We start from the raw sequence: 13,874 nt of genomic DNA on the forward strand, positions 1-13,874 counted from the left end.
TGTTCCTGCCTCACTACTGCAGCAGCGCATCCGGCGCGATATTCATATTCTTCAGCACTGGCCCCATGATATTGCCAAAGATAGGTGCGGCTACCGAACCACCAAAGTGGGTGCCTGCGGTTGGGTTGTTTACCACCACCACCAGCGCCACTTCCGGATGGCTGACCGGTGCGACGCCCGCGGTATAGTTCACGTAGCCGCCGTCGTATTTACCGCTATCGCCCAGTTTCTCTGCCGTACCGGTTTTGGTCGCCAGTCGATAACCTGGCACGGCAGCCCTCACGCCGCTGCCGCCGGGCAGAACGTCGCTCTCCATCATATGAACCACGGTTTTGACAATGTTCGGATCGGCAACCTGCTGGCCCATGACCGGCGGCGTGACTTTGGTTATCGACAGAGGGCGATAGACGCCATAGGAACCCATCGTGGCGTATTCGCGGGCAATTTGCAGCGGCGTGACGCGTAGGCCATAGCCAAATGAGAAGGTGGCGCGTTCAATGTCCGCCCACTGCTGGCGGTGGAGCGGGAAATAACCCACGCTTTCGCCGCTCAGGCCAAGATCGGTTGGTTTACCGAGGCCAAACGCCTGATAGGTGTCGACCAACGCCTGCGCCGGCATTGCCAGGGCAATGTGGGATACGCCGATATCGCTCGATTTTTGCAGAATACCGGTTGGCGTAAGCTGTGGCCAGTGGCCAACGTCACGGATCAGGTGCCCATTCACGCTATACGGCGTGGTGTTCAGCAGCGTATTAGGCTGGATGATATTGCGTTCCAGCCCTTCAATAATCACCAGCGGCTTCACCGTGGAACCCGGTTCAAAGCTGTCGTTGATCGCCACATCTCGCATCTGCGTCTGGGTGGCGTTATCAAAGTTATTCGGGTTATAGGAAGGATAAGAGGCCATCGCGAGGATTTCGCCAGTATCAATTTTAACCAGCACCGCCGCGCCGGAATCGGCCTTATTCAACAGAACGCCATCGCGCAGTTTGCTATAAAGGGTGTATTGATCGAATTTATCGATACTGAGCTGCACCGTCGGTGCCTGTTTTGGCGCATCGTAATTTAATACGCTGATAATGCCGCCATTGGCGTCCTTACGATAAATTTCTTTACCCGGCTCACCCTGCAGAATATTGTCGTAGCCTTTTTCCACCCCGTTCAGGCCGGTATTATCCGCGCCGACAATACCAATTAAGGGGGCGGAGGCTTCACCCATTGGATAGAAGCGGCTGTCGTCGTAAATTTCGCTGATGCCTTTTATATGAAGGTCGGCAACATCCTTGGCGATACCGAGTTCAACTTTGCGTCCGAGAAAAAGAAAGTGACGGTGTGCGTTCTGATAAATCTTGCTCGCAATTTGGTCTGGCGTGGTATTTAACGCCGAGGCGAGGTACTGCCATTTGGGATCGCGGAAATTAGGGCTATCTTCAACCACTTTTACCGGATCGACCACCACATCGCGCGAAGGTACGCTCATCGCCAGCGCTTCACCGTTCCGGTCTACCAGCGTTCCACGGTTTGTTGGCAGCACCACGGTACGCAGCGAACGTTGATCGGCCTCACGCGCCAGCATCGGGTGATTTAAAAATTGCAGATCCGCCACTCGCACCAGTAAAACAGCAAGGCAAAACAGAATACCTATGCAGAGTATTATGTAACGAGATGTAATAAATGAGTCTTTATTTTGCTTTTCTGTTGATTTTGTTTTCATTTGTAACATTAAACCACATGATTTTTTATTTTTTTAATTAAATGCCAGATGGTCAGCGGTTTAATCGTGACCACAATGATGCGATGCAAATATCCATTTACCCGACGAGCTGAATAATCAGTTTACAGGGAACGTCATTGATAACAAGTCATTAAGTTAACAGATTATTTCAACGTGAAAGGGATATTATCTTGAGCCAGATAGGGGACGTTAGAATGGATATAGCGAATGATAGCGGCAGAAAAACCATCCGAAGATGGTTTTTATCGTTACTGACAGTGTGGCTATTTTGCTCGAAGCCGCAACGTTATCGGATTTATCCGGCTTAGTTGGCTAATGTTGCTTCAGTTACCCTGCAGGCTAAGCCTGGGCGTATGACTGTCTTTTCGCCACAACAGCAGCACTGAACGTTGTAACCCTAACCTTCCAGGGCAGGGAAGGCATCATTGATGTGATGACCAATCGTACCGACAGGCGAATTTAAATATAAAGCTGATTACTTTCTTATCTTTTACTGTTGTTTTTATTAAACAAACCATAGTGAAAATAGATAGCGTTTGTTCTCAATATTTAATACTGGATAAAACAAGCGAAGACAGCGTTCATTCGCTATCGCTATGATACGGTTTAGGTTTAATAATTATTATTTTGTTTTAGCGCGGTGATACTTCTACGCTTTAAATGACCTGATTCAGGTTCTTTTAGAACCAAAGATAATCCACGCTTTCTGTTTCAAGGTAACCAAATGAATAAAAAAACAATTATTATCACGGGTCTTTTTTTTACAACGTACAGTCATGCAAGTGCACTCTATTTCTATGAAATTGGTACGGAAGATACTGCATTAGCAGGCGCGGGTCAGGCGGCACGTGCTCAGGATGCGTCAACGCTATTGACTAACCCAGCAGGTATGACGCGTTTACCGGATCACATGGTCACCGGCGGGCTGCAGGCAATGGGGGGAAATATTCCCTACACCCTTGATGATGAAACGGCGGGGCGCCAAAGCCCGGGCAATATTATGAAGCTTTTTCCCAACGCCAGCATGTTTTATACGCAACGTTTAAGCGACACGGTTTCAGCTGGCCTGGGGTTGTACGGCAACTATGGGCTCGGGATTGATTTTGGCAATTGGGCTGGGGATCGTCTGATTAAAAAAAGTACCATGGTGGCGATGACACTTAGCCCCGGTATTGCCTGGAAATTAAGTGATAAGGTTTCAATTGGTGCGGCAACCGGACTGAACTACGGTGTGCTCTCGCTGACGCGAAACGTCGATGGTAATGACGAAAAACAAAACGACCATGACTGGGCGATGAATTACCGCCTGGGCTTGTTGATGGATTTAACCGATCAAACACGAGCCGGCGTTACCTGGACGAGTAAAACGGACTATCACTTTAATATCGATGGTAAAGCGCGTTTCCCTAACGTGCCAAACGTCGAATATGACCTGCCAATTGCCGCTCAGGTACGTGCGCCACAGCAAATCATGATGAGCCTTGTTCACGACGTTAATAAACAATGGTCGGTTATGGGCGACCTTGGCTGGCAAGACTGGAGCCAGTTTGGTAGTCCGCAGATTTCAGTTAACGGACAATCCAGCGATAAAACTAACCGACTGAAGGATACGTGGCATACGGCATTAGGGGTTCAGTATCGCCCGGATGAACAGTGGCGAGTTAACGCTGGCGTGGCGTTTGACAGCACGCCGTACAAGTCACAAAGCGATGTCGCGCTTTCCCTACCGACCGGCGACGAGTGGCGTTTTGCTACTGGAGCGCAATATCAGATTACCCCTGCCAGCAATATCGGGGTGGCGGTGGAATACCTGCATATGCAGTCTTCACAGGTTAAATCAGCGGCATTTGGCGGCGAATACAACCACCCGTGGCTATGGTTTGCGAGCGTCAATTATAGCTACCAGTTTTAAGCTGAATAATCGCTTTTCATGCCGCAGCCGCGATGGTGTCCAGAATTCGGGACATTCGATTTATCCAGAAATAAACAAGTTATCGATTATCAGCACACGCTAAAAAAACTATTGTAGCGCCACTTCTTAGGTAACTCACTGACTAATGGCAACGCTATAATAGGATGATTATGAAAAAGGCACTTATTACACTCATTATTGCAAATGCACTGACGGCTACGACAGCTTTCGCGGCAGCAGATGCTGGAACCTGGTACACCGGCGGTAAATTCGGCTGGTCACACTATTCGGATACCAGCACCAGCCAGCAAACTAATGCCGACGGAAATAAGTTCGGCGATGTGGGCAAGAATAGCGATAATGTGGGCGGCGGTGTATTTACGGGCTACCAGATTACCCCCTGGCTGGCTGTTGAAGGTGGCTATGATTATTTAGGTAATATGCAGTTTAATGGCCGAAACGGCGCATCGGGTTCTCAGATGAAAAGCCAGGGTCTGCAACTGTCATTAAAAGCCAGCTATGGCCTGACGGATAGCTGGGATCTGTATGGTCGTGCAGGGGCGATGGGCTATCGCGCCGAGTCTGATATTAAAGGCCATAATCGCTTTGATACCGGTGTGCGTCCTGTTGTCGCCGTCGGTACGGAATATGCCTTTAATAAGAACTGGGCTGGCCGTCTGGAATATCAGTGGGTGAGCAATGTGGGTAATGAAAACCAGATTGGCGTATCAAGCGATGTCCATTCTGTCACGGCGGGCCTCTCATACCGTTTTGGTCAGCACGATGATGCTGCGGTTGTTGCCGCACCTGCTGTCGCGGTTACTGCCGCACCACAGCCTCAACGTTTTAACTTAAAATCCGATGTGATGTTTGGCTATGATTCCGCGGCATTAACGGCTGAAGGTAAGGCGGCTATCGCCCAGCTTTATCATAACCCTGGAATGCAGCCAGCGAACGATAAAACGACGGTGGTTATTGGCTATAGCGACCGTACCGGTGCTGCCAATTATAACCAGCAACTTTCCGCCCAGCGTGCTCAGGCCGTTGCCGATGAGTTAGTCGCTTTAGGTATGCCGGCGGCCAACATTACCGCTGAAGGCCATGGCGCCAGTGATTCAGTGACCGGTGCGAGCTGTGATGGACAGTCTGGTCAGCAACTGATTAACTGCCTGGCGCCAGACCGCCATGTGGTGGTCGAGATAACTGACAAGCAGTAATTCAGTGCCAAAAAAGCCCTTCTTATCTTTGGATAAGAAGGGCTTTTTTTAATCAATTTAATCTTCGCTATGATATGAGCGCTGTAGAGAATCATCATGTTTATAGAATCGATGGTATCAAAACTTAAAACTAAAATGTGGAGTTATTTTCTCCCCGTGTTCACCGCTAACAGCTTGAAAGATGGTGAAGTCTATAACTACTACGGCGTTAATTTCTCAGACGTAAAGCAAGAGAAATATCAACTGCTCAAGCTGATTGGCAAAAGCGTAGTGCTTGAAAAATGGAATGCTGAGGAACATGCATATGTTGCCAGATTAAATATCGCGATTAGCGATATTGAGAAAATGAATGTTGAAATCATTCATTGGAAAAAGTATGGCCCGCTCAGGTTCGACTCTATTGTTCTTTTTGCGGTTAACTATTTTACGCGAATCGCCTATCTGAAGAACCTGATTACCCGCACTAAAAATAAGCTGTTCGTTCAGTTTCCACAGAACAGGGAAATGACCGGTCTTGATCGTATCATGCTGCTGAAAATGCTGGTGAGCGAGTATGTCCGCCAATCGCCTGAAAAGACGCATACCGGAGTGACCGGTCATGACGTGATTAATTTACTGTACGGCACGCTTTGGTATCGCCATATAAAGAATGAGGATTTTAGACGTAAGATTTTACTACTGCTGCAATCTCTGGTGGTTACTGGCGATGTCAAACTTGAAGAGGGCAAATATCTTGTTCAGGGCCAGGCGATTTCTACGATTGTCGCGTGGGAGTCGGACGAAAGAAGAGATAAACAGCAGCTAAGAATCCAGAAAAATATCAATCGCTTAATGCTGATTATCACGGCCTCAACGCTGATGATTACGCTGGCCATATTGGCGCAGGCGGGTATCGTTAACCTGCATAATCTTTGGCTGCATCTGACCCAACTGAAGCCGATTCGCCTCTTGTTTAAATTGCTCTAGTCACTGATGGGGAAATTACGCTAAGTTCTGGCGAATGACACCTGGTTTCGCCCAGCTTGTTTGGCCTTATAGAGTTCTTTATCGGCATCTTCAGCCAGTTTTTCCAGCGAACTACCCGTTCTCCACTGGGCAACGCCGAAACTGGCGCTAAGCCAGGAAGAGTGCTGGGATCCTTGATGCGGAATCCTGGCATCACTGATAGTCTGACGAATTCTCTCAGCAATCATAACGGCTTCCTGAATGTGGCTGCAGCGGCTGAGCACGATAAATTCTTCACCCCCAAAGCGGAACGCGGTATCCGTTGATTTTCGGAGAGACTGGGATAGGCATTTTGCGGTCTTCACCAGGCATTCATCGCCAGCAACATGGCCATAGAGATCGTTATACTGCTTGAAAAAATCGATATCCATGATGATCATGAATAGCTTCTCGCCCGGTTTCCGCAGTAGCTGGACATTCTCGTCGAAATGCGTATTCAGACTGCCTTTGTTCAGCAACCCGGTAAGAGAATCGCGATGAGCCAATCGCGTAAGTTTTTTAATCAGCATACTTTTGGCGAATTCGCTGTTCTGTGTGCGAACATACCATTCCAGAAGAATATACCGAGCGCTTATTACCACTGCGAAAATAATAATTGTTCCAGAAATTTGTAATGGATTGAATTTCTCAAAAGATGTCAGTTCACTAAGGATCATTGAAAATACAATGGGTGCGCAAAAAAGAATCAATATTCTTCCTGATATATAAAATGAAATAGTTGCTGGTAATAAGAGGGTGATGAGTAAGGCGAGGGAGGTTGCGGGCGTATTGTAGTTCTGCATCATAAAGTAAAACATTCCTCCCCATAACAAACCTAACATCAACACCAAAAGGGCTAACGTTAATGGCTGGAATTTCTTTTTGATGTGCCTTCTCAAGTAAAAGCCGAACAATGCAACGATGATAGTAATAAAGCATAACTTGTTGATTATGGTGCTGTTGAGACTGCTGGAGGAGTGAGAGACATTGCTGGCCAGCGTCCATAGACAAAAAATCACGTTAAGACTAAGAAACCAGATGTAGCCCCAGGAGTTAACGATATCTAAAATTCGCTTACTGTCGGTCATTACCTTCATTGTCTACGGCTCGCCATTTATAACTCTAGTCTGGAATTATAGTCTAATCATGCATGCTGCCACGTCTTGAATTCGTTTAAGACTGGACAAAGCTCAAATGAACCTACGGTGTTTAAGCCTTACGCGCAATAATAAAAATAAATGTATCTGGGTTATAGCCATGTTCAGAATGCGGGCTGGAGAATGTGCGTGGCCATTACGGTGATTAATCCTGCTGCTGCCATTGCTTTGCTGGAAAGCGCAAGCCGACGGCCTGTTTGATCCTGAAGATGGCATGCTGGATATGAGTCGCTACCTGCAGGATAACCAATATGGTTTTTTCCCATCCCCGTCGTGATTACGGAGCCCGTCGTGGGATACGGCGGTGGGTTGTTTGGCCTTTTTTTGCATGGCAAAGGTAAACGTGAGGATCAACGTTTTGTTCCTCCGCCTATCTAATGAAAGCGCTCAGCCGCTGATGTTGACGTTTCCTGCTGTTGTCGAAGGGTATCAACGTTCACATTTGGGGGCGCTACAAATCTATCCTGGGAAAGAGATGCAGTTACTTCCGTTACCTGAATCCTTCTACAGCACGCAGCAGTTTCAAAAACTGGCCGATAAGACAGCGCGTTCGGATAAGGTGCTTTTTGATAGGATACAAAAATAATTAAGGCCACAATCGTGGCCTTAGGCTGATATTTTCGACGCTGGTTTTCGTCAATACGATCGCGTATCAGTTGAAGCCAAGACGGATCAAATCCAGCGGGCAATAGACGCCATCGCACCCTTCAATCTCAACGGAGTCAGTACGGCGAATTTGCTCAGCCGTTTTACCTTCACCGTGAATTGACCGGATAACGCCCGTCGCGCCATTGTTAGCAATCATGACGCGGCTGCCAATAGTGATAGCGTTACGGTTACGATCGTAGGTTTTCATCGTCTCCTCCTTTCACATTTCAAGACGGGATACATTTGCGGTGTGAATTAATACCGCTGTGACACGCGTCATGTTTTGAGCTTCGTCAAAAGAGTGGTTATTTTTAGATGGAGTGATTGCGGAGTGAAAAACGAATCAGGATTTCCGATAGCTGACAAACCACAGCACAAACCCGCCAGCGGCGCCAACGCCGGCCATGCTGAGAAAGAGAAGGGCATGAGAGAGGAAATAATCAGGCAAGGTCATACGTCCATTCCACACATCTTCAGTTGAGTCACCAATCGCAAAATCAATGAAGACCAACACGAAGACGAACATGAGGGCATAGGTGATCATCATGTAGCAAAGCGCGTAAAGCTTAAAATCAGTCTTGCTGCTCACGAGTGTGCCCCGGTGTGGTTTGAACGGGTAAGATAACGTATTGCGGGAAAGATGCCTAGATGCGTGAATGGGTAGGAAGAACGTGCCAGAGGCGCTGGCGCTCTGGCGTGCGACTTAATCAACAATAAAGAGTCTGGCGCCCATGGTGGTTCTGGACTGATGTGGCTCAGCGTTATCACCAACCTGGTAGCTCATTCCGGCTTTCAGTACAAATACGCGCCCATCCTCGAGCGTGGTTTCTAATTCGCCTTCCATACAAAAAAGAATGTGTCCTTTATGGCACCAATGATCTGCAAGATAGCCTGGGCTGTACTCAACCATCCGCACGCGGATTTGATTGGGCTCGGTACCAAAGTGCTGCGTACGCCAGTACGCGATACCGGTTTCTCCGGGATGCTCTGTGCTTTCAATCTTGCTCCAGTCGGTCGTGCCAAACGCAAATGCATCCATTTTCATGTTTATGGTTTCTCTTTTTGATGGGGTGAACGTCTTTAGAGTAGAGGGCAGCATAAAATTTGACCGTTTAATTATTCTCGTTCTACACGCGTTTTTCAGGAAGCTGTGTGGCAAATTTAATAGCCATGGAAAAAATATCTGATTTTCAGACCCATAAACTTTAAAACTGGCCACAGATAGTGTTGGATAATATAAGACGAAGGTAAAACCACGACTACCGCAAACATCGAGCAGAGTCCGTAAATCGTACTCTTTCGCGCTAACTCAGCGAAATCAATGTTGAATGACCCGTATTCAATCATCATTCTCGTGCTCGAACCCACAAAACACGTACCAAAAACTCCGACAAAAAGGTAGGTAAGTACACAAGCATAGCGGATAACTGTCTTGAAAGGTCTCACACAACCTCCAGTGATAATACTCTGTTTATAAGTTAAAACAGGCTATTCATCAATGCATAAATTGGCCTGTCTTACAGATGAAGGGATTATCTAATATTGGTAGCTCTAATGCGCTTTTGGCCTTAACGCAATGAGGTATAATCCGTTTCGTAACAATGGATACCATATGTTTTTAAGAGCAGTGTTTTCTATAGCGATGCTAATACCTGTGCACGCATGGGCAGATAAAGGCGATTTTACATTTCAGATTGCCGATAGCGTTAATGCTATTCCATCGGCATGCGTGGCGTCATTGGAATACTCGCCTAAAGATGAATTTGATTCTGAGAATGTATTTCTTTCACTCAACTCGGAGTGTGCAAAACCTTTAACTCAGTTAACAAGACAGAACATCGGCAAGACCGCCATTATTTTCTACAGAGGAAATGCGCTCTCCCCGGTAGTCATTACCTCCGCTCTGGGTATCACTTTCAGAATTTCATCAAAGCAAATACCGAGAGTTATTCTCCTGCAGATGCTAAATGATTACGGCGTTACGCTTAAAGTAAATGGATAGTAGCGGTTTGTGTTGCCTACAAGCGCGTAAAGTCCAGGTTCTGCCTTTGCAGAACGCGAAGCCTTACGTAGATGCTAATCAATGCCCGTCGGGGTTTTTTAATCTATGCTCAATGGACATTTGTCGAGAGTGACACTATGAAGCCGAAGAAACCAACGAAACCAAATGCCGAGCATCAGCACCAATTAGATCTTGAATTGGTAAAGAGGAAGCCAACTAACCGAGCCGAAGCAAGAGCCCATCTGGCAGCACAGTTGCGTATCAGTAAGCATAAGGCTAATGGCCGGAAAGGTTTCAAAAGTGGTGTACAAGAGGCACGGGCTGCCTTATCTAAAGCAAACGCAACCAGATTTAGTGATGGCGTGGTTGAGTCAGTGGACACCGACAGAATATCAGAGAGCAATAAGCGCTGGAGAGGGAGAACCGCAGACTGATTTGCGATAGTAGAGATAACGCCTTGCTATCAAATCGGGCAAAACGGTAAAAGCGCGATAGCTGCTTCTTAATAACGGTGTTAGTGCTTGAAGGTAATGCAAGCAGAGAATACAGGTGACAGTATGATTAAAAAGTTGACGTGAATCGCCACGGGTCTAACAGACATGACCCCACACCGGTTGACGATCCTGCCCTATATGCACCGGTAGTAAACACGTTTTTAAGCCTCGTCGATGTGCGGGGCTTTTTATGCGCATCAATGACCATTACAGCTCTGAAGTGTATAATTCTCGCTTTGCGTTAGGTTATGCCATGAAAAAAATGATATTTGCAGCGTTGTTTTTGATGGGGACCGCACAGGCCGCTAATCAGCCGACAATGCTCGTTTTTAAATGTACCCCTGAACATTCCAAAAAAAGCACTATTGTTACTTGGCAGGATGTAGAAAAAGCAGATGGATGGCATCGTTATGCCAGTTGGAAAGATCGGCTGGGTGACCATTTTGGTATCGAGCTCTACTTTAACGGCTCTGCTCCAAACGATGATGGTCAGATTGAAGACTTCTACGTATTTGGCAATATGGATGCTGCGAAGAAAATAGCTGGCCCCACAGTTACGATGACTTTCAATAAAAAGGCCAAAAAAATAACGTACAGTATTAGCAACGACATCGCTGGTTCCGATGTCAGCGCTCAGATTGAGAAGGGTAGCTGTGTTTTGAGCGACAAAGGATAAGCCTTCGACGTTTATAATTTTTTTATCTCCCTTAGAAGCTGCCTTAGGCAGCTTTTTCTATTTTCAGAATACGGAAGCCTTCACTATGTTGGGAGATACTGGATATACGGTCAGTTGCCTAGTTTATGAACATTCACTAATTCGGGATCCATTTGATCGAAGGGGGCGCAATCATGAAACTCATAATACAACCCCTTATCAAGATAGCGGCTGCAGACAAGCTCTACAACACTGTCAGCATCGAAGTTCTTGAGCCACTGAATATCTTCGGATTTTGTGTTATGTGGGCGGAAGGAAAATCCTATACCACCTTCTTTACTGACGGCGTAACAGTCAGTATCTGTTTCACATCGTATACGGTCGATAGTCATTGAAAATCTTACCCAACCGCGTCGAAGTTGATCTTTCAGCTTTAGTTCATTTTTAACTCGTTGTTCTGAAACGTCGTCAATGCTGTAGGTATAAATCTCAATTTTCGGCTTTGGTTTGACTTCCTGCTTGGGGGGAGGAGAAGGCTCAGTTTGCTGGCTTGGGGCTGCGGGTGTGACTCCTGATGCAGGTACGGAATTTCCTGCAAAATGGTACCCCACAAGGCCACCAATGATTAGGCAACCTAGCCCCGTGGCTAAAACACCATAATTGTTCATCGTAAATCTCATTCAACTCATTAGTTAGACGAAAAGTATACATGAATTGAATTTTAACTATTAAATCTGTTTCAGGCTCCGGGAAAAAACCTCGACCGATATTGTGATGCGGTTGTTAATCGGCTGGCACTATGCACTTACAAACAACTTCCGCCTGAGTTTGGGGGCATCAAAAAGACCGTATATGTCCCCATATGTCCATACCTCACTTTTCCTAACCTACTGATTATCCGCTAAGTGCTTGATTCACTGAAACCCTCAAAACCGATTAAATAAATAGGCATTGGCTATACATCTTTAGCACATCTCGCCAATCCACCTATCACCATTAATAAATCCATTATTTTTCAAAGTATTGTAAAAATAAATCTATCTCAATCGGCGATTGTTGCAGGGTCTATGCTTATAAAAAGGCATAAATAAAGGGAAAACGGGGAATACCCCCACGCGGCGCGGGTTGAAGTGATAATCATTATCACTAACATGGTGTTATCCCTTTGTGGTTCCACTGATGAGGTAGACCTATGGATTTGCATTCAGGAACTTTCGATCCCAGTGATGTGACCTGGCGCGGCGTGACGCTCACGCCGCCCGCTGCGGCGCATATACGGGAGTTGGTCAAACAACAACCCGGTATTCAGGGCGTGCGGCTTGGGGTGAAACAGACCGGCTGCGCGGGTTTTGGCTATGTGCTGGACGCGGTGAGTGAACCGAATAAAGACGATCTGCTGTTCGAAGCCGACGGCGCGAAGCTGTGGGTACCTTTAAGCGCGATGCCGTTTATTGACGGTACGGAAGTGGATTACGTGCGGGAAGGCCTGAACCAGCTGTTTAAATATCATAACCCGAAGGCGCAGAACGAATGTGGCTGCGGCGAAAGCTTCGGGGTATAGGCGGTACATAATGACGCGCAATACTGATGCAAGTGACGATGTCCAGACCTGGGCCGGCGGCCCGCTGAACTATAAAGAAGGGTTTTTTACCCAACTACAGACCGACGAACTGGCGAAAGGGATCAATGAAGAGGTGGTGCGGGCGATTTCAGCCCGACGCAATGAGCCCGAGTGGATGCTGGAATTTCGCCTGAAGGCTTATCACGCCTGGACCCAGATGGAAGAGCCGCACTGGCTGAAGGCCCACTACGCCTCGCTGAACTATCAGGACTACAGCTATTACTCTGCACCGTCGTGCGGCAACTGCGATGATACCTGTGCTTCCGAACCGGGCGCGCAGCAGCAAACCGGGGCCAGCAGCTTTTTGACCGATGAAGTTGAAGCGGCCTTCAACCAGCTCGGCGTGCCGGTGCGCGAAGGCAAAGAGGTAGCGGTAGATGCCATTTTTGACTCTGTCTCGGTTGCCACCACCTATCGGGAAAAGCTCGGCGAGCAGGGGATTATTTTCTGCTCTTTTGGCGAAGCGATCCACGATCACCCTGAACTGGTCCAGCGCTACCTCGGCACCGTCGTGCCTGAAAACGACAACTTCTTCGCCGCGCTGAATGCGGCAGTGGCCTCGGACGGCACCTTTATCTACATCCCGAAAGGGGTGCGCTGCCCGATGGAGCTATCGACCTATTTTCGTATTAACGCCGAGAAGACCGGCCAGTTTGAACGCACCATCCTGATTGCCGACGAAGGCAGCTATGTCAGCTATATCGAAGGCTGTTCCGCCCCGGTGCGCGACAGCTACCAGCTGCACGCGGCGGTCGTTGAGGTGATCATCCATAAAGATGCGGAAGTGAAATACTCCACCGTGCAGAACTGGTTCCCCGGCGACAACAACAGCGGTGGGATCCTCAACTTCGTCACCAAGCGTGCGCTGTGCGAAGGGGAAAATAGCAAGATGTCCTGGACGCAGTCGGAAACCGGCTCGGCCATCACCTGGAAATATCCGAGCTGCATACTGCGTGGGGATAACTCGGTCGGCGAGTTCTTCTCAGTGGCGCTGACTAGCGGCCATCAGCAGGCCGACACCGGCACTAAGATGATCCACATCGGCAAAAATACCCGTTCGACGATTATTTCGAAGGGGATCTCTGCTGGTCACAGTCAGAACAGCTATCGCGGGCTGGTGAAAATCATGCCGACGGCAACCAATGCGCGTAACTACACCCAGTGCGACTCAATGCTGATTGGCCCTGACTGCGGGGCGCATACCTTCCCATATGTTGAGTGCCGCAATAACAGCGCGCAGCTGGAACATGAAGCCACAACCTCACGCATCGGTGAAGATCAGTTGTTTTACTGCCTGCAGCGCGGCATCAGCGAAGATGATGCTATCTCGATGATCGTGAACGGCTTTTGTAAGGATGTTTTCTCGGAGCTGCCGCTGGAATTCGCCGTGGAAGCGCAAAAACTGCTGGCTATCAGCCTCGAACACAGCGTCGGTTAAGGATTAAGGGA

At 47.8% G+C, this 13,874-nt stretch carries 14 protein-coding genes and 1 pseudogene; 9 read left to right on the forward strand and 6 right to left on the reverse strand.

The genetic code is table 11. The features are described 5' to 3' along the window. Positions 1-13: 13 nt before the first annotated feature. A complete protein-coding gene (locus V6940_RS03845) occupies positions 14-1,723 on the reverse strand; it encodes a penicillin-binding transpeptidase domain-containing protein (protein ID WP_333494885.1) in 1,710 nt (569 codons plus the stop codon). Positions 1,724-2,459: 736 nt separating this feature from the next. Between V6940_RS03845 and V6940_RS03850 the strand changes: the two genes are divergently transcribed. From V6940_RS03850 to V6940_RS03860, 3 genes are all read left to right on the forward strand, one after another. After that, a complete protein-coding gene (locus tag V6940_RS03850) occupies positions 2,460-3,647 on the forward strand; it encodes an OmpP1/FadL family transporter (protein ID WP_333494886.1) in 1,188 nt (395 codons plus the stop codon). A 170-nt stretch (positions 3,648-3,817) separates the two neighbouring features. Then, positions 3,818-4,864: a porin OmpA gene (ompA, locus tag V6940_RS03855; RefSeq protein ID WP_333494887.1), complete on the forward strand. Its 1,047-nt coding sequence runs from the start codon at positions 3,818-3,820 to the stop codon at positions 4,862-4,864. Between the two features lie 96 nt (positions 4,865-4,960). After that, on the forward strand, positions 4,961-5,830 hold the full coding sequence (locus tag V6940_RS03860; protein WP_333494888.1) for a hypothetical protein: 870 nt from the start codon (positions 4,961-4,963) through the stop codon (positions 5,828-5,830). Positions 5,831-5,850: 20 nt separating this feature from the next. On the opposite strand, the gene V6940_RS03865 is transcribed toward V6940_RS03860, so the two are convergent. Further along, complete coding sequence (locus tag V6940_RS03865; RefSeq protein ID WP_333494889.1) at positions 5,851-6,936, reverse strand: GGDEF domain-containing protein; 1,086 nt, start codon at positions 6,934-6,936, stop codon at positions 5,851-5,853. A gap of 283 nt (positions 6,937-7,219) precedes the next feature. Between V6940_RS03865 and V6940_RS22740 the strand changes: the two are divergent. Then, positions 7,220-7,380, forward strand: a pseudogene (locus V6940_RS22740) (glyceraldehyde-3-phosphate dehydrogenase); the annotation flags it as partial. Next, positions 7,334-7,591 (forward strand): hypothetical protein, encoded by a 258-nt coding sequence (locus tag V6940_RS03870; RefSeq protein ID WP_333494890.1) that lies wholly within the window; start codon positions 7,334-7,336, stop codon positions 7,589-7,591. The pseudogene V6940_RS22740 and the gene V6940_RS03870, both read left to right, overlap by 47 nt. Positions 7,592-7,657: 66 nt before the next feature. Here V6940_RS03870 and ydfZ read toward each other — a convergent pair whose 3' ends face one another. The 3 genes from ydfZ to V6940_RS03885 all read right to left on the reverse strand — a co-directional run bounded on the left by ydfZ (position 7,658) and on the right by V6940_RS03885 (position 8,698). Next, positions 7,658-7,861, reverse strand: a complete 204-nt coding sequence (gene ydfZ / locus V6940_RS03875; protein ID WP_185668649.1) for a putative selenium delivery protein YdfZ — start codon at positions 7,859-7,861, stop codon at positions 7,658-7,660. A gap of 135 nt (positions 7,862-7,996) precedes the next feature. Beyond that, on the reverse strand, positions 7,997-8,242 hold the full coding sequence (locus V6940_RS03880) for a hypothetical protein (protein ID WP_333494891.1): 246 nt from the start codon (positions 8,240-8,242) through the stop codon (positions 7,997-7,999). Positions 8,243-8,356: 114 nt separating this feature from the next. Beyond that, the gene (locus tag V6940_RS03885) at positions 8,357-8,698 is read right to left on the reverse strand and encodes a DHCW motif cupin fold protein (protein WP_333494892.1); all 342 of its coding nucleotides are present in this window, start codon (positions 8,696-8,698) and stop codon (positions 8,357-8,359) included. Positions 8,699-9,265: 567 nt separating this feature from the next. On the opposite strand from V6940_RS03885, the gene V6940_RS03890 reads away from it, so the two are divergent. Beyond that, entirely contained in the window at positions 9,266-9,655 is a 390-nt protein-coding gene (locus V6940_RS03890; RefSeq protein ID WP_333494893.1) for a SecDF P1 head subdomain-containing protein, read from the forward strand. A 684-nt stretch (positions 9,656-10,339) separates the two neighbouring features. Next, positions 10,340-10,825 (forward strand): hypothetical protein, encoded by a 486-nt coding sequence (locus tag V6940_RS03895; RefSeq protein WP_333494894.1) that lies wholly within the window; start codon positions 10,340-10,342, stop codon positions 10,823-10,825. A 110-nt stretch (positions 10,826-10,935) separates the two neighbouring features. Here the strand turns inward: V6940_RS03895 and V6940_RS03900 are convergent, their stop codons facing one another. Then, positions 10,936-11,472, reverse strand: coding sequence for a hypothetical protein (locus V6940_RS03900; protein WP_333494895.1), 537 nt, complete (start codon positions 11,470-11,472; stop codon positions 10,936-10,938). 524 nt (positions 11,473-11,996) lie between these two features. Between V6940_RS03900 and sufA the strand changes: the two genes are divergently transcribed. Together sufA and sufB are read left to right on the forward strand one after the other, a co-directional pair. Beyond that, a complete protein-coding gene (gene sufA / locus V6940_RS03905) occupies positions 11,997-12,365 on the forward strand; it encodes a Fe-S cluster assembly scaffold SufA (protein ID WP_333494896.1) in 369 nt (122 codons plus the stop codon). A 10-nt stretch (positions 12,366-12,375) separates the two neighbouring features. Then, positions 12,376-13,863, forward strand: coding sequence for a Fe-S cluster assembly protein SufB (gene sufB / locus V6940_RS03910; protein WP_220439723.1), 1,488 nt, complete (start codon positions 12,376-12,378; stop codon positions 13,861-13,863). Positions 13,864-13,874: the final 11 nt, after the last annotated feature.

It is taken from the genome of Kluyvera sp. CHPC 1.251 (genome assembly GCF_036759945.1).
GTDB lineage: Bacteria > Pseudomonadota > Gammaproteobacteria > Enterobacterales > Enterobacteriaceae > Kluyvera > Kluyvera sichuanensis.

What these genes read in the sequence shown, in the direction of transcription:
- V6940_RS03845 (WP_333494885.1), bottom strand. Translation starts at nt 1,723, where the DNA reads ATGTTACAAATGAAAACAAAATCAACAGAAAAGCAAAATAAAGACTCA.
- V6940_RS03850 (WP_333494886.1), top strand. Translation starts at nt 2,460, where the DNA reads ATGAATAAAAAAACAATTATTATCACGGGTCTTTTTTTTACAACGTAC.
- ompA (WP_333494887.1), top strand. Translation starts at nt 3,818, where the DNA reads ATGAAAAAGGCACTTATTACACTCATTATTGCAAATGCACTGACGGCT.
- V6940_RS03860 (WP_333494888.1), top strand. Translation starts at nt 4,961, where the DNA reads ATGTTTATAGAATCGATGGTATCAAAACTTAAAACTAAAATGTGGAGT.
- V6940_RS03865 (WP_333494889.1), bottom strand. Translation starts at nt 6,936, where the DNA reads ATGACCGACAGTAAGCGAATTTTAGATATCGTTAACTCCTGGGGCTAC.
- V6940_RS03870 (WP_333494890.1), top strand. Translation starts at nt 7,334, where the DNA reads ATGGCAAAGGTAAACGTGAGGATCAACGTTTTGTTCCTCCGCCTATCT.
- ydfZ (WP_185668649.1), bottom strand. Translation starts at nt 7,861, where the DNA reads ATGAAAACCTACGATCGTAACCGTAACGCTATCACTATTGGCAGCCGC.
- V6940_RS03885 (WP_333494892.1), bottom strand. Translation starts at nt 8,698, where the DNA reads ATGAAAATGGATGCATTTGCGTTTGGCACGACCGACTGGAGCAAGATT.
- V6940_RS03890 (WP_333494893.1), top strand. Translation starts at nt 9,266, where the DNA reads ATGTTTTTAAGAGCAGTGTTTTCTATAGCGATGCTAATACCTGTGCAC.
- V6940_RS03895 (WP_333494894.1), top strand. Translation starts at nt 10,340, where the DNA reads ATGCGCATCAATGACCATTACAGCTCTGAAGTGTATAATTCTCGCTTT.
- V6940_RS03900 (WP_333494895.1), bottom strand. Translation starts at nt 11,472, where the DNA reads ATGAACAATTATGGTGTTTTAGCCACGGGGCTAGGTTGCCTAATCATT.
- sufA (WP_333494896.1), top strand. Translation starts at nt 11,997, where the DNA reads ATGGATTTGCATTCAGGAACTTTCGATCCCAGTGATGTGACCTGGCGC.
- sufB (WP_220439723.1), top strand. Translation starts at nt 12,376, where the DNA reads ATGACGCGCAATACTGATGCAAGTGACGATGTCCAGACCTGGGCCGGC.